21 protein-coding genes, 2 tRNA genes and 3 rRNA genes are annotated in these 24,764 nt (G+C 57.9%); 12 read left to right on the forward strand and 14 right to left on the reverse strand.

Annotation, left to right across the window (positions count from 1 at the left end):
- Positions 1–77: 77 nt before the first annotated feature.
- Positions 78–305 (forward strand): MbtH family protein, encoded by a 228-nt coding sequence (locus LOY28_RS08545; RefSeq protein ID WP_007934245.1) that lies wholly within the window; start codon positions 78–80, stop codon positions 303–305.
- Positions 306–409: 104 nt separating this feature from the next.
- On the opposite strand, the gene LOY28_RS08550 is transcribed toward LOY28_RS08545, so the two are convergent.
- From LOY28_RS08550 to LOY28_RS08590, 9 genes are all read right to left on the reverse strand, one after another.
- Complete coding sequence (locus LOY28_RS08550) at positions 410–1,324, reverse strand: metal ABC transporter solute-binding protein, Zn/Mn family (RefSeq protein ID WP_258613347.1); 915 nt, start codon at positions 1,322–1,324, stop codon at positions 410–412.
- Positions 1,325–2,224 (reverse strand): metal ABC transporter permease, encoded by a 900-nt coding sequence (locus tag LOY28_RS08555; protein ID WP_018929969.1) that lies wholly within the window; start codon positions 2,222–2,224, stop codon positions 1,325–1,327. It abuts the gene before it with no gap.
- Positions 2,224–2,967, reverse strand: coding sequence for a metal ABC transporter ATP-binding protein (locus LOY28_RS08560; protein ID WP_258613348.1), 744 nt, complete (start codon positions 2,965–2,967; stop codon positions 2,224–2,226). Before LOY28_RS08560 ends, LOY28_RS08555 begins: the two co-directional genes overlap by 1 nt.
- The gene (locus LOY28_RS08565; protein ID WP_258613349.1) at positions 2,964–3,890 is read right to left on the reverse strand and encodes a metal ABC transporter substrate-binding protein; all 927 of its coding nucleotides are present in this window, start codon (positions 3,888–3,890) and stop codon (positions 2,964–2,966) included. The genes LOY28_RS08560 and LOY28_RS08565 overlap by 4 nt, the downstream gene beginning before the upstream one ends.
- Positions 3,891–3,925: 35 nt before the next feature.
- Positions 3,926–4,498 carry a DUF6162 family protein gene (locus LOY28_RS08570; RefSeq protein WP_064616798.1) on the reverse strand — a complete coding sequence of 191 codons (573 nt, stop codon included), beginning with the start codon at positions 4,496–4,498 and terminating at the stop codon, positions 3,926–3,928.
- Between the two features lie 2 nt (positions 4,499–4,500).
- Entirely contained in the window at positions 4,501–4,821 is a 321-nt protein-coding gene (locus LOY28_RS08575; RefSeq protein ID WP_138867065.1) for a hypothetical protein, read from the reverse strand.
- The gene (locus LOY28_RS08580; protein ID WP_064616800.1) at positions 4,818–5,360 is read right to left on the reverse strand and encodes a hypothetical protein; all 543 of its coding nucleotides are present in this window, start codon (positions 5,358–5,360) and stop codon (positions 4,818–4,820) included. Before LOY28_RS08580 ends, LOY28_RS08575 begins: the two co-directional genes overlap by 4 nt.
- A complete protein-coding gene (locus LOY28_RS08585) occupies positions 5,357–6,568 on the reverse strand; it encodes a PepSY domain-containing protein (RefSeq protein WP_064616801.1) in 1,212 nt (403 codons plus the stop codon). Before LOY28_RS08585 ends, LOY28_RS08580 begins: the two co-directional genes overlap by 4 nt.
- Positions 6,569–6,829: 261 nt before the next feature.
- The gene (locus LOY28_RS08590; RefSeq protein ID WP_018929962.1) at positions 6,830–7,288 is read right to left on the reverse strand and encodes a VOC family protein; all 459 of its coding nucleotides are present in this window, start codon (positions 7,286–7,288) and stop codon (positions 6,830–6,832) included.
- Between the two features lie 311 nt (positions 7,289–7,599).
- Here LOY28_RS08590 and LOY28_RS08595 point away from each other — a divergent pair, with 311 nt between their 5' ends.
- The 4 genes from LOY28_RS08595 (at position 7,600) to LOY28_RS08610 (ending at position 11,820) form a co-directional block, all read left to right on the forward strand.
- The gene (locus LOY28_RS08595) at positions 7,600–7,869 is read left to right on the forward strand and encodes a hypothetical protein (protein WP_018929961.1); all 270 of its coding nucleotides are present in this window, start codon (positions 7,600–7,602) and stop codon (positions 7,867–7,869) included.
- A 101-nt stretch (positions 7,870–7,970) separates the two neighbouring features.
- A complete protein-coding gene (locus tag LOY28_RS08600) occupies positions 7,971–8,582 on the forward strand; it encodes a LysE family translocator (RefSeq protein WP_018929960.1) in 612 nt (203 codons plus the stop codon).
- Positions 8,583–8,788: 206 nt separating this feature from the next.
- Positions 8,789–9,955, forward strand: coding sequence for a cysteine desulfurase family protein (locus LOY28_RS08605; protein WP_018929959.1), 1,167 nt, complete (start codon positions 8,789–8,791; stop codon positions 9,953–9,955).
- Positions 9,956–10,011: 56 nt separating this feature from the next.
- Entirely contained in the window at positions 10,012–11,820 is a 1,809-nt protein-coding gene (locus LOY28_RS08610; protein ID WP_258613350.1) for an aminopeptidase P family protein, read from the forward strand.
- Between the two features lie 46 nt (positions 11,821–11,866).
- Here the strand turns inward: LOY28_RS08610 and LOY28_RS08615 are convergent, their stop codons facing one another.
- The 4 genes from LOY28_RS08615 to rhtA form a co-directional block, all read right to left on the reverse strand.
- Positions 11,867–12,463: a 2-hydroxychromene-2-carboxylate isomerase gene (locus LOY28_RS08615; protein ID WP_111454969.1), complete on the reverse strand. Its 597-nt coding sequence runs from the start codon at positions 12,461–12,463 to the stop codon at positions 11,867–11,869.
- Positions 12,464–12,498: 35 nt separating this feature from the next.
- Positions 12,499–13,239, reverse strand: a complete 741-nt coding sequence (locus LOY28_RS08620) for an SDR family oxidoreductase (RefSeq protein ID WP_018929956.1) — start codon at positions 13,237–13,239, stop codon at positions 12,499–12,501.
- 99 nt (positions 13,240–13,338) lie between these two features.
- A complete protein-coding gene (locus LOY28_RS08625; protein ID WP_018929955.1) occupies positions 13,339–13,620 on the reverse strand; it encodes a hypothetical protein in 282 nt (93 codons plus the stop codon).
- Between the two features lie 170 nt (positions 13,621–13,790).
- Positions 13,791–14,678, reverse strand: a complete 888-nt coding sequence (gene rhtA / locus LOY28_RS08630; RefSeq protein ID WP_018929954.1) for a threonine/homoserine exporter RhtA — start codon at positions 14,676–14,678, stop codon at positions 13,791–13,793.
- A 670-nt stretch (positions 14,679–15,348) separates the two neighbouring features.
- Here rhtA and LOY28_RS08635 point away from each other — a divergent pair.
- The 6 genes from LOY28_RS08635 to mrdA all read left to right on the forward strand — a co-directional run bounded on the left by LOY28_RS08635 (position 15,349) and on the right by mrdA (position 22,788).
- Positions 15,349–16,887: ribosomal RNA gene (locus LOY28_RS08635) — 16S ribosomal RNA — on the forward strand.
- A gap of 163 nt (positions 16,888–17,050) precedes the next feature.
- Positions 17,051–17,127: transfer RNA gene (locus tag LOY28_RS08640), tRNA-Ile, on the forward strand.
- Between the two features lie 29 nt (positions 17,128–17,156).
- Positions 17,157–17,232 (forward strand) — tRNA-Ala (locus LOY28_RS08645).
- 246 nt (positions 17,233–17,478) lie between these two features.
- Positions 17,479–20,370, forward strand: a 23S ribosomal RNA gene (locus LOY28_RS08650).
- Positions 20,371–20,538: 168 nt separating this feature from the next.
- Positions 20,539–20,654: ribosomal RNA gene (gene rrf, locus LOY28_RS08655) — 5S ribosomal RNA — on the forward strand.
- The 16S, 23S and 5S rRNA genes sit together here with 2 tRNA genes alongside, the layout of an rRNA operon.
- 241 nt (positions 20,655–20,895) lie before the next feature.
- The gene (gene mrdA / locus LOY28_RS08660) at positions 20,896–22,788 is read left to right on the forward strand and encodes a penicillin-binding protein 2 (protein ID WP_064616806.1); all 1,893 of its coding nucleotides are present in this window, start codon (positions 20,896–20,898) and stop codon (positions 22,786–22,788) included.
- Between the two features lie 11 nt (positions 22,789–22,799).
- Here the strand turns inward: mrdA and LOY28_RS08665 are convergent, their stop codons facing one another.
- Entirely contained in the window at positions 22,800–23,759 is a 960-nt protein-coding gene (locus LOY28_RS08665; RefSeq protein ID WP_064616807.1) for a LysR family transcriptional regulator, read from the reverse strand.
- Positions 23,760–23,880: 121 nt separating this feature from the next.
- Between LOY28_RS08665 and LOY28_RS08670 the strand changes: the two genes are divergently transcribed.
- Positions 23,881–24,636 (forward strand): class II aldolase/adducin family protein, encoded by a 756-nt coding sequence (locus LOY28_RS08670; RefSeq protein ID WP_018930296.1) that lies wholly within the window; start codon positions 23,881–23,883, stop codon positions 24,634–24,636.
- Positions 24,637–24,764: the final 128 nt, after the last annotated feature.

Here is a 24,764-nt window from a genome sequence, read left to right on the forward strand (position 1 = left end):
TTCAGCGCCTTTAACGTTCCTTCTACATAACGGCTGCGCGCGGTGTGCAGCCCACCCTATAGCGATGGAGAGACAGCATGACGTCAGTATTCGACCGCGAGGACATCCTCTTTCAGGTCGTGGTCAACCACGAAGAGCAATACTCGATCTGGCCCGACTACAAAGCCGTGCCACAAGGCTGGCGCACCGTGGGCAAGAGCGGCCTGAAAAAGGAATGCCTGGCCTACATCGAAGAGGTCTGGACTGACATGCGTCCACTGAGCCTGCGCCAGAAAATGGAAGAGCAGGCGGCCGTGGCTCACTGAGTCGCCGCGCAAAAAGAAACCCGCTGAACCGGTGACGGTCAGCGGGTTTTTCACGTTTGAAATCTCTGTTGTCTGCGCGGCTGCCATCGCGGGTTTAACCGACGTTATGCCCCGCTCAACCCCTTGATCACTTGATCCACATTCCCTTCCAGCTCGGCCACCGGATCCGCCGCATCGACACTCAACACCACCAACCGACTGCCTGCCTGCGAGATCGCCGCTTTCACCGCCTCCGACGGCTGTCGATGATGCAACACCACCGCCACGTCATGGTCCTTGAGCGTCGCACTCAACTGCTTGAGCGCTTCAGGCGTCCACTCGGCATCCGGCCGTGCATCGAGGCCGATCAGCTCCAGGTTGAGGCCGCCGATCAGGTAGCCGAAATGATCGCTCAGGCTCATCACGCTCAGGTTATCGGCACTGGCCAGCCGCGCTTCGCTGTCGGCACTGAGCTTGAGCAGGCGCTGCTTGAGCGCAGCCAGATTGGCCTCGATGGTCGGTTTGGCCACCGGCGCCAGGCGCACCAGGTCCGCCGCCATCACGTCTGCCATGCGCCCCATGTTGTTGCTGGAAAGCCACGGCTGGCTGTTCAACCCGTCGACCTTGCTGCCGGGCTGCACGGCGATGCCGGGAAGGGCGCCGTCCACCGGGCGGGCGGCGTCGACTTCGACGATACGAATATTGCTGCGCCGGGATATCGGGTACAGCGGATCATCCGCCCACAGGGAACGCAGACCAATCACGGCATCGGCGTCGGTCGCCAGCTTGGCCAGCGCCGGAGCGCCACGACCGGTGAAATAGGCGGTCTGTCGGCTGCCGGGCAGATTGTCCGGCGCGGCCCGTTCCAGTTTGATTTCGGTGCCTTTGAGCAACACTTCGCCCAGACCATAGGTGATCGGCAAGGACGCCAGCACGTGCAGCGGTTTGGCGCTGTCCGCCGCAAAGCCAGTATTGGCCAGACCGCACAGGGGCAATGTGAAGGTCAATGCCAGGGTCAGTTGACGCAGAGAAAAACACATTTATCCGAGGTTCCCTTTCAGGCTGGGGAGGATGCCGCGAGCGATCGCGGCCAGGGCGAAGGCGATACCGGCCACCAGAATGATCGCGGCACCGGACGGGATGGGCAGGTCAAACACAATCGGCGCGAGAATTCCGCACAAGGTGCTCACCGTGGCAATCAGCACCGAACACCAGAAAAAACCCTTCAATGACTGGCTGAGCAACCGCGCGGCCGCCGCTGGAATCACCAGCAGGGCGCCGACCAGAATCGCGCCGATGACTTTCACCGCTGCCACCGTGATCAGCGTCACCAGGATCACGAACAGGTAGTCCAGGGTTTTCACCGCCACGCCACGTACCGCCGCCAGTTGCGGGTTGAAACTGGCGAGCATGATGCGGTTGTACAGCGGTAGGGCCAGTGCCATCACCAGTGAGCCGACGATGGCCAACACCAGCAGGTCGTTGCCGTTGACCGTCAGTACCGAGCCGAACAGCACGTTTTCCAGAATGTGCACATTGATCTTGCCCGCCAGAATCAACAGCAGGCTCGCGCCCAGCGCCAACGACACCGACAGAAACACGCCGATCAATGTATCCGGCGCCAGACCCGTGCGGTTGCGCAGGTAGTTCAGCAAAATCCCGAACAGCAGGCAGTAACCGAACAGGCTGCCATAAGGCCCGGTGTAAGGTTCACCGAGCAGAATGCCGATGGCCACGCCAGTCAACGCCGCGTGACCCACCGCTTCGGAGAAAAATGCGAAGCGCTTGACCACCACCAGCGTGCCCAAACCGCCCAGCACCGGGCCGATCAGCAATCCAGCGAGCAGGGCGTTGACCACAAATCCATAGGCCAGCGCTTCCGGCAGGTAACCCGACGAGGCCCAACCCTGGACCATCAAACGAAAGGCTTCGTAGCTCATCAGGCAGCGCTCCGGGGATGGGTCGAGAACAAGGTCAGCAGTCGCTCCGGGGTCAGCGCCTGTTTCGGCGTGGCATCGAACAACACCCGACGATTGAGCCCGGTGACCCGGTCCGCCAGACGCCCGACCGCTTCCAGATCATGCTCGATCCACAGCACGGTGATGCCGCTCTGGCGCCAATCGCCCAGCAGCCGTTCGAACACTTGGATACCGGCCTCATCGAGCGCCGACATCGGTTCATCGAGCACCAGCAATTGCGGCGCCGGAATCAGCCCTTGGGCCAACAAAACCCGCTGGCGCTCACCGCCGGACAACGCGCCCATGCGCCGTTTGCGTTTGTCCTGCATGCCGACCCGTTCCAGCGCCTCGCCAATGGCTGTTGCGAAATGCTTGCTCAAGCCGAGAAACGCCGGACGTCGCTGACACATGGCCGCCATGAAGTCGTCGACGGTCATCGGCAAACCGCGATCAAACTCCAGCGCTTGCGGCACGTAGCCGATAGTCCCCGGTTCGTCGGGCCATTGCAGGCTCAAACGGCCCTGATGCGGCATCTGCCCGAGCAGGGTCTTGATCAGCGAACTCTTGCCGCCACCGTTGGGGCCAACCAGGGCATGCACGCTGCCGGGCCGGACCTGAAAAGTTACGTTGTCGAGGATGGTCGTGCGCCCCAGCGTCAGGCTGACTTCGGCGAAGTCGAGGGTCGGGCCGGCGCTTTGTACGGTCAGGGTTTCTTGAGCGGTCATGCGCCAGACTCCTGAATCGCCCGAACCACGGTATTGAGGTTGCCGGTCATTTCCTTTTCGTACTTGTCGGCGGTGTATTCGCCATAGGAAATGTGCGACAGCGGATACAGCTTCACCCCCGATTCGCGCTGGATGGTTTCGACGTAAGTGGACGGGAAATCCATCTCCGAGAAGATCACTTTCACGTCCAGCTCCCGCAGTTGATCGATGGTCTTTTTCAATTGGCTGGGGCTGGGTTCGATGCCGTGGGCCGGCTCGACCACGGCAGTGACTTCCAGGCCGAACTCGCGCAGCAGATAGTCGTAGGCAGCATGGACCGTGGCCACGCGCAGCTCGGCGTTCGGCGCCTGGGTCAGTTTGGCCAGGGCATCGGCGCGCATCTGCCGCAGGCGCTTACCGTAGGCGCGGGTATTCTGGGTGTAGGTTTTAGCGTTGGCCGGGTCGAGCTTGCCCAACTCGCGGGCAATGTTGTTGACCTGGGCAATCGAAGCGCTGATCGACAAGAACGTGTGCGGGTTGACCACTTTACCGGCACCGCGAGCGGCGACACCGGTGGCGGCCAGCAGTGGCACGTTTTCGTTGGCTTCGATCACTTTGATATTCGGGGTTTCGCTGGCGGCGATCATGCGGTCGGCGAAGTCGTCATGGCCCACACCGTTGAGCACGATCACGTCGAGCCCGCTGATGCGTTTGATGTCCTCGGCGCGGGGCTCATAGGCGTGCGGGTTGAAACCGGCCGGGATCAACGGCACCACTTCGGCCTTGTCGCCGACGATATTGGCCACGTAGCTGTAATAAGGGTGCAGGGTGATGCCGATGCGCAGGCGCTTGGCTTCGTCGGCACTGGCCAGAGGCGTCAGCAAACAGGCAAGCAGGCCGACCAGCAGCAGGCGCAAAAAACGACGTTGAGATGAACTAGGCATGGGAAAGCGGTCTTCTCTCGGGTGAGGGCGAGGGGTCAGTGCCGATGCTGGCGGGTGACCCCGGCATCGAATTGCGCGACGATCTGCTGCCAGCCAGCGCTTTCCAGCGCGGCGTCAGTCAGATCAGCCGGGGGCGCGAGGGCTTTGGAGCGGTTGAGCCAGATGTCTGGCGCATCGTCGTCAGCAGTCAAACGCATCAGGAATGAGCCGGCCACGGTGGGTGCCTGGCTCTGGCCGAAGTACGCCTTGGCGTCCAGCAATTGCCAGGCATGACCGCCTCGACTGACAGAACTGGCGTCTTGGGCAAACGGCGCGAAACCTTCCTCGGCGAGGGTGGCGGGTGTGGGCAGCGCTTGCTGTTCCTCGCGCAACAGGTGGATTTCATCCAGCGTGACCCGCAGGTCTGCGTAAATACCTTGCTCGGATGCGCTCAGGTCGCGGCGGGCATCCAGTTGATGGCTGCCGACGCTGCTCACTTCCCGGGACTCGCCGCGCCAGGCGACTACCGAGCCGGCCACCGCCAGGATCATCAGGCACAACAGCAACACATAGAGGGTTTCATGGCCGGCTCCGGCCGGGCGCACCACTTGGGTGGTTGGCGTGCTCATGCTCAGGGCGCCTCGATGTCGGCTTGGTCGATCTCGACCACGTGGCCGGGACCGGCGTCGAACAGCACGTAGAATTCAGCGCCGGGCTTCTTGAACGTCAGGGTCGAATCGGCGCCGAGCTTGCCTGGCACCAGAATGGTTTCATCGTAGCCGATCACATCCAGGGTCACGCCCGGCGCGCCGCTGCCGTCGGAGAAACCACCGGTGCAACGGATCTGTTCGGCGTCGATGGCCTTGCACTCGCACATCGGGTTGTGGGCCAGAGCGCTGGTGCTGAAGACGGTGCAGAGCACCAGTAAAACGGGGCGAAAAACGCTGGTCATGGTTTGCCTCCTTGTCTGTTCAGCCATGCGACGGTGGCCGGCGACGCCTGGCTCAGGGGGATGGAGGCTTGATGCATGGCGCCGTCCCAGCCTTCCATGGTGATCCACAGTTCAGCGTCGTTTTTGGTCTTTTCGGGTACCGGCAGCGCGGCGCCCATGTGGTAGGGCGTGCCGAAGAAAATCACCCCGGCGGCGCGCAGGCTGCGCGGTTTGCCAATGCGCAGGTAAGTCGCCTTGACCTGATCGCGACAACTGTCGCAGAGCGCAGCATTGAAGGACTTCAAGTAGCCGGCCGGGCCATCGGATACCGGGGCTGCGTTGCGCAATTCAGCCAGGCGCAGGCTCCAGGGGCCGACCTGAACTTCTCCGACTTCACGCTCACCCAGGCCGGTGTCTCCGCGAAACAGCGCTGCGTCGGCGAAGTATTTGGGCATGAATCCCAGCGGCACCAGCAACAGCAGCACGTTGATGTGGAAACGCCATGTGTGCCAGAAGCGGCTTAGCGGCGAGCGTGGTTTTTCTGCTGCGACCTGGCTCATCGGCTGCCCTCCGTGGCTTCGCGGCTCATGGCCGGGGCCGGCTGGCCGGTCAGCGCAGCCCGTGGACGCTTGTTGCTGCGCTTGAGCGCATTGGCCGTGGCCAGGGCGGTGCGTTTGGTCCAGATCAACAGGCCGCTGAGGACCATCATGCTCAGGATCAGACCAAAGAAGAACCAGATCAGCTTGATCCAGATACCGCCGAAATCGCCGGTGTGCAGCGGACGCATGGATTCGGTCACCAGCTCCAGACCCGAACGATCCGACAGCAGGCGCGTGGTGGAAATGTCACCGGTGTAAGGGTTGACCTCGGCGCTCTGGTAGATCAACGGGTACCAACTGCGCCCGCTCACCAAAAGATGGCTATAGGCATTGGCGGGGAGGCTGACAGAGCTGTCTTCCAGGCCAGGAATGCGTTCCTTGGCCTCGCGGATCGCGCTTTCCAGGCTGATCATCGGCGCCGGTGCGCCATCGACGGTGAGCGGCACGCTCTCACGCGGGACGACGGGGGCGACCGGCGCGGTGGAAATCGAAATGTGGTTATCGGACAGGATCGCTTCAATCATGAACCAGGTGCTGGTGACGGAAATCACCGCAATGAACCAGATCGACCAGATGCCGCTGAGCCGGTGAAAGTCGCCCCAGAAAATCCGCGCGCCATGACGAATGCGCAGGGTCGGTCGCAAGAAGCCTTTCCAGAACCGTTTGTAGACCACGAGCCCCGTCACCAGTGAAGCCAGCATCGGCAAGCCGAGGAACGACACCAGATACCAGCCCCAGCTGTAGCCGTTGGTGAATGGCACCAGCCACCAGCCATGCAGCGCGCGAGTGAAGGCCTGGAAGTTGAAGGGTGGAGCGGTGCCCTGAATCGCCCCGCTGTAGGGGTTCACATAGACCGTCACCGAGCGTCCGTCCGGGTAGCTGACCTTCACGTCCAGGGCGAAATGCGACTCGTCGGGACGGTTGATACTTTCGACCAGCGTTTGGGGCTCGGCCTTTTTGATGGCGGCGATGATCTGGTCATAGCTGAGCAGCGGCGCGTCGTCCGAAGGCGGGCTGGCGCGCATTTGCGGGTTGGCCAGCCAGACGATTTCCTGACTGACCACCGCCAATGTGCCGGTCACACAGACGATCAATACAAAGAACCAGATGGGCAGGGCCAGCCAGCTATGGACCAGAAACCAGAGTTTTGAGCGGGATTTCTTCGACATGATTAAAGGTCTTGTTTCGATGAGAGGACCTCTGCTGCGGGCTTCCCAGCGTTGAGGTCCATGAAAGGCCCGGTCGTGGCTTTTGCCTACGCGACCGGCTGCATCTAAATAAGACGTATGAGCATCGGAAATCCCGAAAGGGGATATGAAAGTAAATGTTTCGTGTTTCTGCGCTGTGTGGGAACAGCCAATATTGATGTTGAATGTGATGCCCCCATCGCGAGCCTGCTCGCGATGGGGGCTGATCACATACCGAAGCTATCAACCCTGCTTGAACATCTCCTTCGCCCGCTGTTCGATCTGTTCCTGCGTCAGATCCTCCTTGCGCGTGGCCAGAAACCACACATGCCCATAGGGATCCTTCAAGGTCCCCGTGCGGTCGCCATAAAACTGATCCTTGACCTCGGACACCACCGTGGCACCGGCATTGATGGCCTGTTTATAGGACTTGTCCACATCGTTCACATACAAATGCAGGCCCACGGACGGCGATTTGTCCGGGTTGCTCAAAGGCCCTTGGTCACAGGGTGTGCCCAGCATGATCGGGCTATCGCCGATACGCAGTTCGGCGTGCCCGATGCCGCCGTCGGGCATGGCCAGGCGCATGACTTCGGTGGCGCCAAAGGCTTTCTTGTAGAAGTCGATGGCTTCGGCAGCTTTTTGAATGCCCAGATAAGGGGTGATGCTGTGATAACCCTCTGGAATAGGTTTGACGCTCATGACGGTTCTCCCTTTATTGTTGTGGAGTTAAGGTGTTCCTTCGCCGTTTTCCGGTCGGATAACTATAGGTCAACCCCTTCGCCACAACTGAGTGCCCGACGAGTAGCCGCAGTCACGACAACGCGCCGCACTGCAATTTTGGTGCATCAGCGGTAAGAACCTGGATCGACAGGTTCTCTGTGGCGCGACGCTTGTTCACTGCCAGTTCACCAATTCCCGATACCCACTATCGAGAGCATTGATTTCTGCCCGTCGGGGAGCGTCGGTAGCCTGTGTTCATTGCCCCGAACCCAGCTATCCGGACTTTCGAAATGAAAACTCTACTCACCACTTTTCTGTTGCTCGCCGTTTCCGTCCTCGCCGGATGTGCCAGTCATGTTTCACCGGAACTACGCCCCTACACCGCTGAAGAAACCCGGGAACTGGCGCTGGAAGCCTTGAACCGTCGGGGCTTGTCCTTCGAGGAGTACCACGCGAAGAAAGCCGAATTGCTCGGCCAGCCGACCAAATCGATCAGTTTTGACAAGCAAGGCGAGATGAACGCCGAGCGCACAGTACAGATGCACGGTCGCCAAAGCTGAGCGACAACTGTACTGCTCTAACTTTCACGCAACTGTCCATGGGTTTCCCTCAAGGCGTGCGATAGGGTCAACACCTGACTGACTCTGATGGACTGCCCCCCATGCTCTCGCTCGACCTGCTGCTGGGCTTTGCCCTGTTCGCCCTTGTCACCTCGATCACCCCCGGCCCGAACAACACCATGTTGCTGGCCTCGGGCGTGAATTTCGGCTTTAGCCGCACCATCCCTCACATGCTGGGCATTACCTGTGGCTTCTTCGTGTTGGTGGTGGCCGTCGGTTTCGGCCTGGGCACGGTGTTTCAAACCTATCCACTGCTTTACACCGTGCTGCGTTATGTCGGCGCGGCGTATTTGCTGTACCTGGCCTGGAAGATTGCGCATTCCGGGCCGGTCGCCGAGGGGGAGCAGGGCGAGGGCAAGCCGATCAGTTATTTGGGCGCGGCGGCGTTTCAATGGGTCAACCCCAAGGCCTGGATCATGGCCATCGGTGCCATCAGCACCTACACGCCGATGCAGGGCTATTTCACCAATGTGATTGTGATTGCCGCGGTCTTCGCTCTGATCAACCTGCCGAGCGTCGGTGTGTGGGCCGGTTGTGGCACGCTGTTGCGCAATGTGCTGCGCGATCGCCGCTGGCTACGCCTGTTCAACTGGGGCATGGCCTCGTTGCTGGTGGCTTCCATGTATCCGTTGTTGCTTGAAAGTTTTAGCTGACGCATTGCTTCAACCGGTTGCCTGATGCCTGTTAAGCTCGACTTCAGGAGCGTTCCTACGCACTTTTAAATGAAGTTGTTCTTCTTTAACGGCCTCCGATCAGGTATTGCTATCGTTCTGCAAATTCGGCGCCGCTCATAAGGCGGCGCTTTGATATTTCCAGTGACGAGCTTCCTGATCCCGGAACACGCTCTGCGAGTCATTCTATGAATAAACGTCCGTTGTATTTCGACTACGCCGCCACCACGCCGGTGGATGAGCGGGTCATCAAGGTGATGGTCGAGTGTCTGGGTTTCACGGGTAACTTCGGCAATCCAGCGTCCAGCTCCCACGCCTTCGGTCAACAGGCCCGGCAATCGGTCGAGCACGCACGGCGCCAAGTCGCCGAACTGGTGGGCGCCCAGGCCGAGCAGATCGTCTGGACCTCCGGAGCCACCGAATCCAACAACCTGGCACTCAAGGGCGTTACCCAGGCCCGCGGTGTGTCCGGCGGCCATATCATCACCAGCCAGATTGAACACAAGGCAATTCTCGACACCGCCAAACAATTGCAGGATGCCGGCATTGCCGTGACGTATCTGGTGCCCGATGCCGAAGGCCTGATAACTCCGCAAGCAGTCAGCGAGGCGATGCGTGAAGACACCTTTCTGGTGTCGCTGATGCTGGTCAATAACGAACTGGGCACCGTCAACGACATCCCGGCCATCGGCCAGGTGGTGCGTGATCGCGATGCGTTGTTCCACGTTGACGCGGCTCAGGGCGCGGGCAAAGTAGCGATCGACCTGGCCCGGTGGCCGGTGGATCTGATGTCGTTCTCGGCGCATAAGGTCTACGGCCCCAAAGGCATCGGCGCGCTGTACGTCGGGCCTCGTGCGCAACAGCGCCTGCAGGCGCAGATCCACGGTGGCGGCCATGAGGGCGGGTTGCGTTCCGGTACTCTGGCGACGCACCAGATCGCAGCCATGGGCGCCGCTTTCGCACTGGCGGCCGCTTTGTTCGATGAAGAAAAAGCCACCATCGTGCGCCTGCGTGAACGCTTGCTCGATCAGCTGCTGAGCATTTCCGGTATTCGCGTCAATGGCAGTCCGACCCAACGCATTCCCCATACCCTGAGCCTGACCTTCAACGAAGGTGAGTTCAATTCCGCGGCGTTGAGCACTTCGATCGCGTTTTCCGCGACGTCGGCCTGCAACTCCGCCAGTAATGCGCCATCTCATGTGCTGCTGGCGCTGGGGCATGACGCGCGCTCGGCCAGTCGCACCATTCGCCTGAGCCTGGGGCGTTTCACCACCGAGCAAGATATCGACCAGGCTGCGCACCTGATCAAAACGGCCACCGCCAGTGCTCCGGCATTCTGGGCGACAGGTCCTTAAGCGCCGACTCTGATCGGCACCCAACAATAATGATGAAGTGGTTAGCAGGAGACACGATGAGTACGCAGCCTTCGATCAATGGATTGGTACCCCGGCGCCTGGCGCAAACCCGCGAGCTGATGAGCCGGGAGGGCATTCATGCTCTGTTGGTGCCGTCGGCCGACCCGCACCTGTCGGAATACCTGCCGGGCTATTGGCAGGGGCGGCAGTGGCTGTCGGGTTTCCATGGCTCGGTCGGCACGCTGATCGTCACACCGGATTTCGCCGGCGTCTGGGCCGACAGCCGCTATTGGGAACAAGCGAGCAAGGAACTCAAGGGCAGCGGTATCGAGCTGGTCAAGCTGCAACCGGGTCAACCCGGCCCGCTTGATTGGCTGGCCGAGCAAACGCCTGAAGGCGGTGTCGTTGCAGTCGATGGCGCGGTGATGGCCGTGGCGTCGGCGCGTACCCTGAGCAGCAAACTCCAAGAACGCGGCGCACGTCTGCGCACTGACATCGATTTGCTGAGCGAAGTCTGGAGTGATCGCCCGAGCTTGCCGAACGAGCCGATTTATCAACACTTACCGCCTCAGGCGACCGTCGGCCGTGGCGAAAAACTCGCCCAGCTGCGTGACGTGTTGAAAGAGCGCGGTGCCGACTGGCATTTCATCGCCACCCTCGATGACATCGCCTGGCTGTTCAACTTGCGCGGCGGCGATGTGTCGTTCAATCCGGTGTTTGTGTCCTTCGCGCTCATTAGCCAGCAACAGGCCACCTTGTTCGTCGCCCTGAGTAAAGTCAGCGCCGAGCTGCGTGCCATCCTTGAACAGGACGGCGTGACCCTGCGCGATTACAGCGAAGTGGCCGCCGCCTTGCGCGCCATACCAAGCGGCGCGAGCCTGCAAGTCGATCCGGCGCGGGTCACGGCAGGTCTGCTGGATAACTTGAACAGTGATGTGAAACTGGTCGAAGGCTTGAACCCGACCACCCTGGCCAAGTCACAAAAAAGCCTGGCCGATGCCGAGCACATCCGTCGGGCCATGGAGCAGGATGGCGCGGCGCTGTGCCAATTCTTCGCCTGGCTGGAGGCGGCATGGGGGCGTGAGCGCATCACCGAGCTGACCATCGACGAACACCTGACCGCGGCCCGCACCCGGCGTCCGGATTATGTGTCACTGAGCTTCAACACCATTGCTGCGTTTAATGCCAACGGTGCGATGCCGCATTACCACGCCACCGAAGAAGAGCACGCGGTCATCGAGGGTGACGGCCTGTTGCTGATCGACTCCGGCGGCCAATACTTGGGCGGCACTACCGACATTACGCGGATGGTGCCGGTGGGGACGCCGACTGACGAGCAGAAGCGCGATTGCACCCGCGTACTCAAAGGCGTGATTGCACTCTCCCGCGCGCAGTTCCCGCGGGGCATTCTGTCGCCGTTGCTGGACGCCATTGCCCGCGCACCGATCTGGGCCGAAAGTGTCGACTACGGTCATGGCACCGGTCACGGCGTCGGCTACTTCCTCAACGTTCACGAAGGCCCGCAAGTGATCGCCTATCAGGCGGCAGCCGCGCCGCAAACTGCAATGCAGCCAGGGATGATCACTTCCATCGAACCGGGCACCTACCGTCCGGGCCGCTGGGGCGTGCGGATCGAGAACCTGGTGTTGAACCGCGAGGCGGGCAAGAGCGAGTTCGGTGAATTCCTGAAGTTCGAAACCCTGACCCTGTGCCCGATCGACACCCGTTGCCTGGAACCGTCGTTGCTGACCGAAGACGAAAAGCAGTGGTTCAACGGCTACCATGCCGAAGTGCGCGAGCGCCTGAGCCCGTTGCTCGATGGCGCGGCCCTTGAGTGGTTGAACACCCGGACCGCGGCTATTTGATCGGCTTGAGTTCAGGCGCTGGAAACAGCGCCTGGCTCATGCCTGGCTATTGTGCCCGCAGGGCTTCAAGGACGAAGTCCAGCCGATCCTGGCCAAAGAACAGCTGATTCCCGACAAACATGCTCGGTGCGCCGAATACACCGCGTTGTACTGCTTCCTCGGTGTTTTTCTTGAGGGCGGCTTTGACGTTCTCATCTGCGGCTAGCGACAGCACCTCGTTCGGGTCGAAACCGTTTTGCGTCAGCACGGCGGCAACGGTCGCGGGATCATCGAGGCTGCACCCTTCCACCCACAGGGCGTGAAACAGGCAATCGATAAACGCCTGAAAGCGTTCGGGATGACGTAATTGCATACCCGTGACCGCGCGCATCAACATCAGGGTATTGATGGGAAAGTGCGGGTTGAACTTCAGTGGTACACCGTAACGCTTGGCATAGCGGTCCAGGTCCTGAAACATGTAGCGACCCTTGGCCGGAATGGTCACCGGGGAGGCGTTGCCGGTGGCTTTGAAGACGCCGCCCAGCAGCATCGGTTTGTAGATCAGCTGACTATCGGTCTGCGCGCAGATTTTCGGCAGTTGGGTGTAGGCCAGGTAGGTGGCGGGGCTGCCGAGGTCGAAAAAGAACTCCACGGTTTTACTCATGTCGATGTGCTCTTCTTTTTGTCGTAGGGGAAGGCTTACCAGCGTTCGCTCCAGGGGCGCAGATCCAGCTCGAACGTCCAGGCGTCCCGTGGCTGGCTGTGTAAGTACCAATAGTTTTCGGCGATGTGCTCGGGATTGAGGATGCCGTCCTGATCCTTGGTCGCGTATTTTTCCGGAAATCTGTCGCGGATAAAGTCGGTGTCGATGGCACCATCGACCACCACATGGGCGACGTGGATGTTCATCGGCCCCAGTTCGCGGGCCATGCTTTGGGCCAGGGCGCGAATCCCGTGCTTGGCGCCGGCGAAGGCAGCAAAACCTGCGGCACCGCGCAAACCGGCGGTGGCCCCGGTGAACAGGATCGTGCCCCGTTGGCGGGTGACCATGCGTTTGGCCACTTCGCGAGCATTGAGAAACCCTGAGAAACAGGCCATTTCCCAGATCTTGAAATACTTGCGGGCGGTTTCTTCGAGAATACTGCAGGGCACATTGGCGCCGATATTGAAGACGAACGCTTCGATGGGGCCGATCGCGGTTTCGATCTGCTCGACGAGCGCAATCACGTCCTCTTCTTTGCGCGCATCGCAGGCAAAACCATGAGCCTCGCCGCCGCTGATCGTGATGGCATCTACCAGTGGCTGAAGTTTGTCTGCGCTGCGACGTGTGACGCAGGCGACGTAGCCTTCCCGGGCAAAACGCTTGGCGATGGCGCCGCCGGTGGCATCGCCTGCGCCGACGACCAATACGATTTTCTTGCTATTGATAGCGGTGGTCATGGATGTCGCCCTTTGCTGAACGGTCAGTGACTGACGAACGTTAGCAGCATCCCGGGCGAGGCGCCTATCGGGCTACGCAAGCCCAATAGGGTTGGAGGATTACTTGCAGATGACGATCATGCTGCGGCTGGTATAGCCGGCCGGGTTAAGGCCAAACGGATAATCTCCGGGCTCTTCGACCGCATCCCCAGACTTGGCAATCACCTTGTAACCCTTGGGCGCGCACGAGTTGGCAGCGCTGGTGTAGCACTGGTCCCAGGAGGACGACAGCCCGGAACAGTTGATATGCAGCCCTTTCTTGCCGTGTTTGATCTGGGTTTTCGAGGTCGCCGCGCAGCCCGCAACTGCAAGCACGGCGATCAGTATCAAAATTCGTTTCATTGCTGTCCTTATTGAGGCCCCGGATCTTTGTGCCCGGGTCTGCCTGCATTCGCTTTTGCTTGAAGCGTTCTGATATCCCTATCTGAAAAAATCCATGTCTGACACTGAGTTACGTGGCCTAAACATGGCCTAAATGAGCGGTAAATACTAGACCCTCGTCAAATCTCGTATCAATCCGCCGCAACTGCGGGCTTGGCGGTGCTCCCCATGGTCATGGTTGCGCCGACGGACGCCAGAATGATGCACAGGATTGCCATCCACTGAGACAGGGAAAGGTATTCATGGAGGAACAACAGGCCGGACAGTGCACCGAACGCGGGCTCGATACTCATCAATGTGCCGAAGGTCCGGGCCGGCAGCCGTGTGAGGGCGACCATCTCCAGGGTGTAGGGCAGGGCAGTGGACAGAATCGCGACCCCGATGGCCACGGGAATCAGCGAGGGTGTCAGCAGCGCAGCACCAGCATGGACGATACCGATGGGGGCTACGAACAGTGCAGCAATCATCACGCCCAATGCGGCGGTCTGCACGCCATTGTCGGCACCGGCCTTCTGGCCGAACAGAATGTACAACGCCCAGCAGACACCGGCGCCAAGGGCATAACCTGCGCCAATCAGATCAATACCTGCGCTCGTGGCGCCAGTTGGAATCAACAGCAGTAAACCCACTGCCGCCAGAGCGATCCACAGAAAGTCGATCGCCCGACGTGAGGCATAAATAGCGACCGCTAATGGGCCGGTGAACTCCAGGGCTACCGCGATACCCAGAGGGACAGTGTTCAAGGACATATAGAAGAGGAAGTTCATGCCGCCCAGCGCCATCCCATAGACAATTACCGTGCGCAGGGATTTTGCGGTGAGCTTCGCTCGCCATGGGCGCAATAGCAGCAGCATGATCACGCTGGCGAAGATCAGCCGCAGGGTGGTGGTCCCTTGAGCGCCGATAACCGGGAACATGCTTTTGGCCAGGGAGGCTCCGGACTGGATCGATGCCATGGCTATCAAGAGCAGGCCTACCGAGAACAGGGTCGAGGCAAGGCTGCGGGGGTGGTCATTCATTGCGTGGCATCGTCCGAGGTGAGAAACGAGAGTAGTGTGTAATGTGTTGGGCAATATATTGCGCATTCGTTGCGGTTGCGTCTATATATAAGCAGGGATTTTGAACATCCTGATAGAAAAGCGTAATCAGGGGTTGACGGCAGATTCTGGACGTCTATAATTCGCCCCACTTCCGGCGCAGTCGAAACGGAAAACTCCTTGGTAAACAACGAGTTACGCAGTTTTCGACAGCGGTTACGCTTCAGTTCATCGAAGCCAGAAGGAGTTGGTAAGGCAGGGTATTGTCGCCTTATTGACGGTTCGATCTTCTCGGTCGAAAGCGGAGAAAAAGAGGTGTTGACAGCAGCGGCTAACGCTGTAGAATTCGCCTCCCGCTAACGAGAGATCGGAAGCGCAAGTGGTTGAAGTTGCAAAGGAAACTTTGAAAACTTCTGAAAATAACCGCTTGACAGCAACAGAGGCTGCTGTAGAATGCGCGCCTCGGTTGAGACGAAAGCTCTTAACCAATCGCTCTTTAACAACTGAATCAAGCAATTCGTGTGGGTGCTTGTGGAGTCAGACTGATAGTCAACAAGATTATCAGCATCACAAGTTACTCCGCGAGAAATCAAAGATGTAACCAACGATTGCTGAGCCAAGTTTAGGGTTTCTTAAAAACCCAAAGATGTTTGAACTGAAGAGTTTGATCATGGCTCAGATTGAACGCTGGCGGCAGGCCTAACACATGCAAGTCGAGCGGCAGCACGGGTACTTGTACCTGGTGGCGAGCGGCGGACGGGTGAGTAATGCCTAGGAATCTGCCTGGTAGTGGGGGATAACGTTCGGAAACGAACGCTAATACCGCATACGTCCTACGGGAGAAAGCAGGGGACCTTCGGGCCTTGCGCTATCAGATGAGCCTAGGTCGGATTAGCTAGTTGGTGAGGTAATGGCTCACCAAGGCGACGATCCGTAACTGGTCTGAGAGGATGATCAGTCACACTGGAACTGAGACACGGTCCAGACTCCTACGGGAGGCAGCAGTGGGGAATATTGGACAATGGGCGAAAGCCTGATCCAGCCATGCCGCGTGTGTGAAGAAGGTCTTCGGATTGTAAAGCACTTTAAGTTGGGAGGAAGGGCAGTTACCTAATACGTAATTGTTTTGACGTTACCGACAGAATAAGCACCGGCTAACTCTGTGCCAGCAGCCGCGGTAATACAGAGGGTGCAAGCGTTAATCGGAATTACTGGGCGTAAAGCGCGCGTAGGTGGTTCGTTAAGTTGGATGTGAAATCCCCGGGCTCAACCTGGGAACTGCATTCAAAACTGTCGAGCTAGAGTATGGTAGAGGGTGGTGGAATTTCCTGTGTAGCGGTGAAATGCGTAGATATAGGAAGGAACACCAGTGGCGAAGGCGACCACCTGGACTGATACTGACACTGAGGTGCGAAAGCGTGGGGAGCAAACAGGATTAGATACCCTGGTAGTCCACGCCGTAAACGATGTCAACTAGCCGTTGGGAGCCTTGAGCTCTTAGTGGCGCAGCTAACGCATTAAGTTGACCGCCTGGGGAGTACGGCCGCAAGGTTAAAACTCAAATGAATTGACGGGGGCCCGCACAAGCGGTGGAGCATGTGGTTTAATTCGAAGCAACGCGAAGAACCTTACCAGGCCTTGACATCCAATGAACTTTCCAGAGATGGATTGGTGCCTTCGGGAGCATTGAGACAGGTGCTGCATGGCTGTCGTCAGCTCGTGTCGTGAGATGTTGGGTTAAGTCCCGTAACGAGCGCAACCCTTGTCCTTAGTTACCAGCACGTAATGGTGGGCACTCTAAGGAGACTGCCGGTGACAAACCGGAGGAAGGTGGGGATGACGTCAAGTCATCATGGCCCTTACGGCCTGGGCTACACACGTGCTACAATGGTCGGTACAGAGGGTTGCCAAGCCGCGAGGTGGAGCTAATCCCATAAAACCGATCGTAGTCCGGATCGCAGTCTGCAACTCGACTGCGTGAAGTCGGAATCGCTAGTAATCGCGAATCAGAATGTCGCGGTGAATACGTTCCCGGGCCTTGTACACACCGCCCGTCACACCATGGGAGTGGGTTGCACCAGAAGTAGCTAGTCTAACCTTCGGGGGGACGGTTACCACGGTGTGATTCATGACTGGGGTGAAGTCGTAACAAGGTAGCCGTAGGGGAACCTGCGGCTGGATCACCTCCTTAATCGACGACATCAGCTGCTCCATAAGTTCCCACACGAATTGCTTGATTCATTGAAGAAGACGATATGAAGCAGCCTGTATCAGGTTGTAGCTGTGTTGGTTAGAGCGCACCCCATGCTGTGTGGTAAAGAGCAGGGTGAGGTCGGCCTTAGTAGCTCGAAATTGGGTCTGTAGCTCAGTTGGTTAGAGCGCACCCCTGATAAGGGTGAGGTCGGCAGTTCGAATCTGCCCAGACCCACCAATTTTGTGTGGGAATACCTGTAGAAATACGGGGCCATAGCTCAGCTGGGAGAGCGCCTGCCTTGCACGCAGGAGGTCAACGGTTCGATCCCGTTTGGCTCCACCACTACTGCTTCTGTTGTTGAAAGCTTAGAAATGAGCATTCCATTGTGATGATGGTGAATGTTGATTTCTAGTCTTTGGCTAGATCGTTCTTTAAAAATTTGGGTATGTGATAGAAAGATAGACTGAACGTTACTTTCACTGGTAACGGATCAGGCTAAGGTAAAATTTGTGAGTTGCTCTTAATTGAGCATGCGAATTTTCGGCGAATGTCGTCTTCACAGTATAACCAGATTGCTTGGGGTTATATGGTCAAGTGAAGAAGCGCATACGGTGGATGCCTTGGCAGTCAGAGGCGATGAAAGACGTGGTAGCCTGCGAAAAGCTTCGGGGAGTCGGCAAACAGACTTTGATCCGGAGATGTCTGAATGGGGGAACCCAGCCATCATAAGATGGTTATCTTGTACTGAATACATAGGTGCAAGAGGCGAACCAGGGGAACTGAAACATCTAAGTACCCTGAGGAAAAGAAATCAACCGAGATTCCCTTAGTAGTGGCGAGCGAACGGGGACTAGCCCTTAAGTTGATTTGAGATTAGCGGAACGCTCTGGAAAGTGCGGCCATAGTGGGTGATAGCCCTGTACGCGAAAATCTCTTATCAATGAAATCGAGTAGGACGGAGCACGAGAAACTTTGTCTGAATATGGGGGGACCATCCTCCAAGGCTAAATACTACTGACTGACCGATAGTGAACTAGTACCGTGAGGGAAAGGCGAAAAGAACCCCGGAGAGGGGAGTGAAATAGATCCTGAAACCGTATGCGTACAAGCAGTGGGAGCCCACTTTGTTGGGTGACTGCGTACCTTTTGTATAATGGGTCAGCGACTTATTTTCAGTGGCGAGCTTAACCGAATAGGGGAGGCGTAGCGAAAGCGAGTCTTAATAGGGCGTCTAGTCGCTGGGAATAGACCCGAAACCGGGCGATCTATCCATGGGCAGGTTGAAGGTTAGGTAACACTGACTGGAGGACCGAACCGACTACCGTTGAAAAGTTAGCGGATGACCTGTGGATCGGAGTGAAAGGCTAATCAAGCTCGGAGATAGCTGGTTCTCCTCGAAAGCTATTTAGGTAGCGCCTCATGTATCACTGTAGGGGGTAGAGCACTGTTTCGGCTAGGGGGTCATCCCGACTTACCAAACCGATGCAAACTCCGAATACCTACAAGTGCCGAGCATGGGAGACACACGGCGGGTGCTAACGTCCGTCGTGAAAAGGGAAACAACCCAGACCGTCAGCTAAGGTCCCAAAGTTATGGTTAAGTGGGAAACGATGTGGGAAGGCTTAGACAGCTAGGAGGTTGGCTTAGAAGCAGCCACCCTTTAAAGAAAGCGTAATAGCTCACTAGTCGAGTCGGCCTGCGCGGAAGATGTAACGGGGCTCAAACCATACACCGAAGCTACGGGTATCACTTAGGTGATGCGGTAGAGGAGCGTTCTGTAAGCCTGTGAAGGTGAGTTGAGAAGCTTGCTGGAGGTATCAGAAGTGCGAATGCTGACATGAGTAACGACAATGGGTGTGAAAAACACCCACGCCGAAAGACCAAGGTTTCCTGCGCAACGTTAATCGACGCAGGGTTAGTCGGTCCCTAAGGCGAGGCTGAAAAGCGTAGTCGATGGAAAACAGGTTAATATTCCTGTACTTCTGGTTATTGCGATGGAGGGACGGAGAAGGCTAGGCCAGCTTGGCGTTGGTTGTCCAAGTTTAAGGTGGTAGGCTGGAATCTTAGGTAAATCCGGGATTCTAAGGCCGAGAGCTGATGACGAGTGTTCTTTTAGAACACGAAGTGGTTGATGCCATGCTTCCAAGAAAAGCTTCTAAGCTTCAGGTAACCAGGAACCGTACCCCAAACCGACACAGGTGGTTGGGTAGAGAATACCAAGGCGCTTGAGAGAACTCGGGTGAAGGAACTAGGCAAAATGGCACCGTAACTTCGGGAGAAGGTGCGCCGGTGAGGGTGAAGCACTTGCTGCGTAAGCCCACGCCGGTCGAAGATACCAGGCCGCTGCGACTGTTTATTAAAAACACAGCACTCTGCAAACACGAAAGTGGACGTATAGGGTGTGACGCCTGCCCGGTGCCGGAAGGTTAATTGATGGGGTTAGCTAACGCGAAGCTCTTGATCGAAGCCCCGGTAAACGGCGGCCGTAACTATAACGGTCCTAAGGTAGCGAAATTCCTTGTCGGGTAAGTTCCGACCTGCACGAATGGCGTAACGATGGCGGCGCTGTCTCCACCCGAGACTCAGTGAAATTGAAATCGCTGTGAAGATGCAGTGTATCCGCGGCTAGACGGAAAGACCCCGTGAACCTTTACTATAGCTTTGCACTGGACTTTGAATTTGCTTGTGTAGGATAGGTGGGAGGCTTTGAAGCGTGGACGCCAGTTCGCGTGGAGCCATCCTTGAAATACCACCCTGGCAACTTTGAGGTTCTAACTCAGGTCCGTTATCCGGATCGAGGACAGTGTATGGTGGGTAGTTTGACTGGGGCGGTCTCCTCCTAAAGAGTAACGGAGGAGTACGAAGGTGCGCTCAGACCGGTCGGAAATCGGTCGTAGAGTATAAAGGCAAAAGCGCGCTTGACTGCGAGACAGACACGTCGAGCAGGTACGAAAGTAGGTCTTAGTGATCCGGTGGTTCTGTATGGAAGGGCCATCGCTCAACGGATAAAAGGTACTCCGGGGATAACAGGCTGATACCGCCCAAGAGTTCATATCGACGGCGGTGTTTGGCACCTCGATGTCGGCTCATCACATCCTGGGGCTGAAGCCGGTCCCAAGGGTATGGCTGTTCGCCATTTAAAGTGGTACGCGAGCTGGGTTTAGAACGTCGTGAGACAGTTCGGTCCCTATCTGCCGTGGACGTTTGAGATTTGAGAGGGGCTGCTCCTAGTACGAGAGGACCGGAGTGGACGAACCTCTGGTGTTCCGGTTGTCACGCCAGTGGCATTGCCGGGTAGCTATGTTCGGAATAGATAACCGCTGAAAGCATCTAAGCGGGAAACTAGCCTCAAGATGAGATCTCACTGGAGCCTTGAGTCCCCTGAAGGGCCGTCGAAGACTACGACGTTGATAGGTTGGGTGTGTAAGCGCTGTGAGGCGTTGAGCTAACCAATACTAATTGCCCGTGAGGCTTGACCATATAACACCCAAGCAATTTGTATGCTTCGAGCTGAAAAGCGAAAGGACACCAGATTGCGGTGTGTGAAGACGCAATGAACCGAAAGTTCGCAACCATTCACAAAAGCCGCACAAACTATCGCATACCCAATTTGCTGAAGCGTCGAAAGACGGTTCGGTACCCGAATTTCTTGACGACCATAGAGCATTGGAACCACCTGATCCCATCCCGAACTCAGAAGTGAAACGATGCATCGCCGATGGTAGTGTGGGGTTTCCCCATGTGAGAGTAGGTCATCGTCAAGATTAAATTCCGAAACCCCTATCTGCGTATGCAGGTAGGGGTTTTGTTTTGCCCGTAGGAAAGTGCTTTGGCAACAGAGGGCTAGCGGATGGCCATCCCTGGTAATGGTCGCATCGTTCGTGAAACTTCGGCAGAGCGCGCTAAAAACCATGCCGTTTTTGGTATGGTGCAGCTCGTTTCAACGGACTGACTGCAAGCCTACGGATCGGTACTCCCGTTTATAGTCAAAGAGTTGCTGCAGAAATGCCCGGACCGATACCAATCAAGGACCACGAGAAAGAGACGCTCCTGGTCAACAAAAGACTGATGGCCTGCGCCTTGTTCGTCGCCGCCATTACTTGCGCGCTGGTGGTGCGCATGTACGTCCTGCAGGTTGTCGAGTTCGACTATCACTCGACAATCTCCGAAAACAACCGCGTCCATGTCCTGCCGATCACTCCAACTCGTGGGCTGATCTACGACCGCAATGGTGTGGTCCTGGCAGACAACCGACCCAGCTTTAACCTGACCATCACCCGCGAACGCGCTTCCGATGTCAAACGCGAGCTGGATGAAGTGGTCAACCTCCTGCACCTGCCGGCCGAGGACCGTACACTGTTCGACAAGGCGATGAAGCAGGCCAGGCACCCCTTCGTCCCGGTCACGCTGTTCTATGAGCTCAGCGAAGAACAGATCGCCGTACTCGCGGTCAACGAGTTCCGTCTGCCCGGAATCGATGTAGAGCCGCAGTTCGTTCGCCACTACCCCATGGGCGCGCACTTTGCGCATTCGATCGGCTACGTCGGTCGCATTAACGAAAAAGAATCCAAAGCCCTGGACACGGTGGAATACCGTGGCACCCAATCCATTGGCAAAACCGGTATCGAGAAATTCTACGAATCAGAATTGCACGGCCATGTGGGGTACGAAGAAGTCGAAACCAATGCCCAGGGCCGCGTGCTGCGAGTGCTCAAGCACACCGACCCGATCCCCGGCAAAAACATCGTCCTGAGCCTCGACGTCAAGCTTCAGGAAGCCGCCGAGGAGGCATTGGGCGATCGGCGTGGCTCGGTGGTCGCTCTCGATCCGTCGACCGGCGAAGTATTGGCCATGGTCAGCAAGCCAAGCTTCGACCCGAACCTGTTTGTGACGGGCATCAGCTTCAAGGAATACGCGGCACTGCACGACTCCATCGACCGGCCGCTGTTCAACCGCGTGCTGCGCGGGCTCTACGCACCTGGCTCGACCATCAAGCCGGAAGTGGCGATCGCCGGCCTCGACGCCGGAGTCGTAACCCCGCAGACCCGCGTCTTCGATCCGGGCTATTACCAGTTACCGGATTTCGATCATAAGTACCGTAACTGGAATCACAGCGGTGATGGCTGGGTGAACATGGACACGGCGATCATGCGCTCCAACGACACCTACTTCTACGATTTGGCCCACAAGCTGGGCATTGATCGTCTGCACGACTACATGGCGATGTTCGGCCTGGGCGAGAAGGTCTCGCTGGACATGTTCGAAGAGTCTCCCGGGTTGATGCCGTCTCAGGCCTGGAAGCGAGCCACGCGGCGACAGGCGTGGTTCCCCGGCGAGACAGTGATCCTCGGCATTGGCCAGGGCTACATGCAGGTCACCCCTCTGCAATTGGCCCAGGCCACCGCGCTGATCGCCAACAAAGGTGTATGGAACCGGCCGCACCTGGCCAAGACCGTGGATGGCGTCGCGCCGGTGGACGAGCATCCGATGCCGAACATCCTGCTCAAGGATCCGCGTGACTGGGAGCAGGTCAATCACGGCATGCAGATGGTAATGCACGACGCCCGCGGGATTGCCCGAGCGGCGGCGCAGGGCGCGCAGTACCGCATCGCCGGCAAAAGTGGCACCGCGCAAGTGGTGGCGATCAAGCAGGGTGAACGCTACAACCGGGCGAAAACCCTGGAGCGCAACCGCGACAACGCCTTGTTCGTCGGATTTGCTCCGGCCGAACATCCGCAGATTGTCATCTCGGTGATGATCGAAAACGGCGAGGCCGGTGGTCGCGTCGCCGGCCCTGTGGTGCGGCAGATCATGGATGCCTGGCTACTTGATCAGGACGGCCACCTGAAGCCGCAATACGCCGCGCCGAGCAAAGCCCCGGGCGACCCTCACGTTTAAGGATCAAGGCTTCACAGCACAGGCTCCCGAATGCTGAGCATGTGCTGGAAGCTTTCCAGGAACACGGTTTCGGCCTGATTCATCTTCTGCTCGCGATTCCACAACAGCTGGATATCGAAATCCACCACGCCGTCTTCCGGCGGCAAACGCCAGAGCAAACCTTGCTCGACATCCCTGCGCACCAGATGAGTTGGCAAACACCCAATACCAAACCCTGCGCAGATCAAGCGGTAAATCTCTTCGAAGCTGGTGGATGACGCAACGATCTTGCCGGTAAAGCCTTGCTGGTCGCGAAACAGTGTCAGGGGTGAAAGATTGCCGCCGAGCTGATCGCTGGTGAAACTGACGAAGTTCTCTGCAGCGAGCTGTTCAAGGGTCAGATTCTCTTGTCCGAAAAGTCGATGACGCTGCCCGCAAAAGTACGCATAACGCTCGCGAAACAATACCCTCTGTTCCAGTCGCGGCTGCGGTAAACGGCATAATCCGACGCCAATGGTCGCGGTCTTTTGCAGCAACGAACTGATGATGTTCGAACTGCCCATCACCTCAACTTCCAGCTCGACTTTCGGGTGGGTTTCATGGAAGTCGGCGAGGAACTCATCGTAGTGTCGTGCTTGCACGCCGCTGACGGTGAGGATGCGGATCTTGCCGACCACGTCGTCGTGCCGACTCTCCAGCACCGTTCCCAGGCGCGAAATATCGCCGTAAATGTCCGTTGCAATGCGCAGGACTTCTTCCCCGGTTTCCGTCAGATCGAACCGCCTTCCACTGCGGGCGATCAGCACACATTCCAGTTGTTCTTCCAGACGCTTCAACGCCTGGCTGACCGCCGACTGGGTGATGTGCAGCCGCGCGGCGGCCCGACTCATGCTGCCTTCCTGACCGATCACCAGATAAGTGCGCAGCAGGTTCCAGTCGAGACGGTCATTCAGAAAGCGGCGACCAACCCACGGGTTCGAAGTGGAGGGCATAAGGATTCCATGTAGTAGCAGTACTAATAGTAAATATAAGATTATGAAAATTGACTAATCTTGTCATGGCAGCGATAAAGCCCACAAGCGCCACAGAGTGCGCTGCTAAAGAGGTGTATTCGTGAGTAAACCTGAACACATCGGCACGGTTGAATGGCAAGCCCGTTGCGAACTGGCCGCGCTGTATCGCCTGGTCGCGCACTTTCGCATGACCGACCTGATCGACACCCACATTACCCTGCGGATTCCAGGGCCTGAGCATCACTTTCTGATCAACCGCTACGGGGTTCTTTTCGACCGCATGCGCGCCTCGGATCTGGTGCGCATCGATCAGGAAGGGCGAGTGGTCGATCCGGCCTATGAAGGTCATAGAGTCAATGCAGCAGGCTTTGTGATCCACTCGGCAATCCACATGGCTCGCCCTGACCTGAATTGTGTGATCCATACCCACACCGCCGCCGGCATGGCCGTCGCCGCGCAGAAGCACGGCTTGTTGCCGATCAGTCAGCACGCGTTGAAGTTTTACGGCAAGTTGGCGTATCACACCTATGAAGGCATTGCCCTTTCGCTGGATGAGCGAGAGCGTCTGATTGCCGATCTGGGGCCGCATCGGGCGATGATCCTGCGTAATCATGGCCTACTGGTCGGTGGCTCCGGCGTGGCCCAGGCATTTCAGGAAATTCACTTCCTGGAGCGTGCCTGTCAGGCACAGGTTCAAGCGCTGGCCGGTGGTTCGGCGCTGCATTACCCGTCTCCGGAAGTCTGTGCGCACACCGCCGAACAGTTTGACCGCGATGAACAGGACAACATCATCGACCTGGCCTGGGAGGCTGCTCTGACCCTGATCGAATCCCAGCGCGAGTCCTACATATCGTAAACTCTGTCATCGACACCATGGTTTTGCTGTCCCGCGAAGGCGTCAGCGCATTCAACATCGACGTTGACTGACACACCGCCTTCGCGGGCAAGTCGGGTCGCCGCATCGCTCGCTCCTACAGGAGGACA

The organism is Pseudomonas sp. B21-017 (assembly GCF_024749245.1).
In the GTDB taxonomy this organism is placed as follows: Bacteria; Pseudomonadota; Gammaproteobacteria; order Pseudomonadales; family Pseudomonadaceae; genus Aquipseudomonas.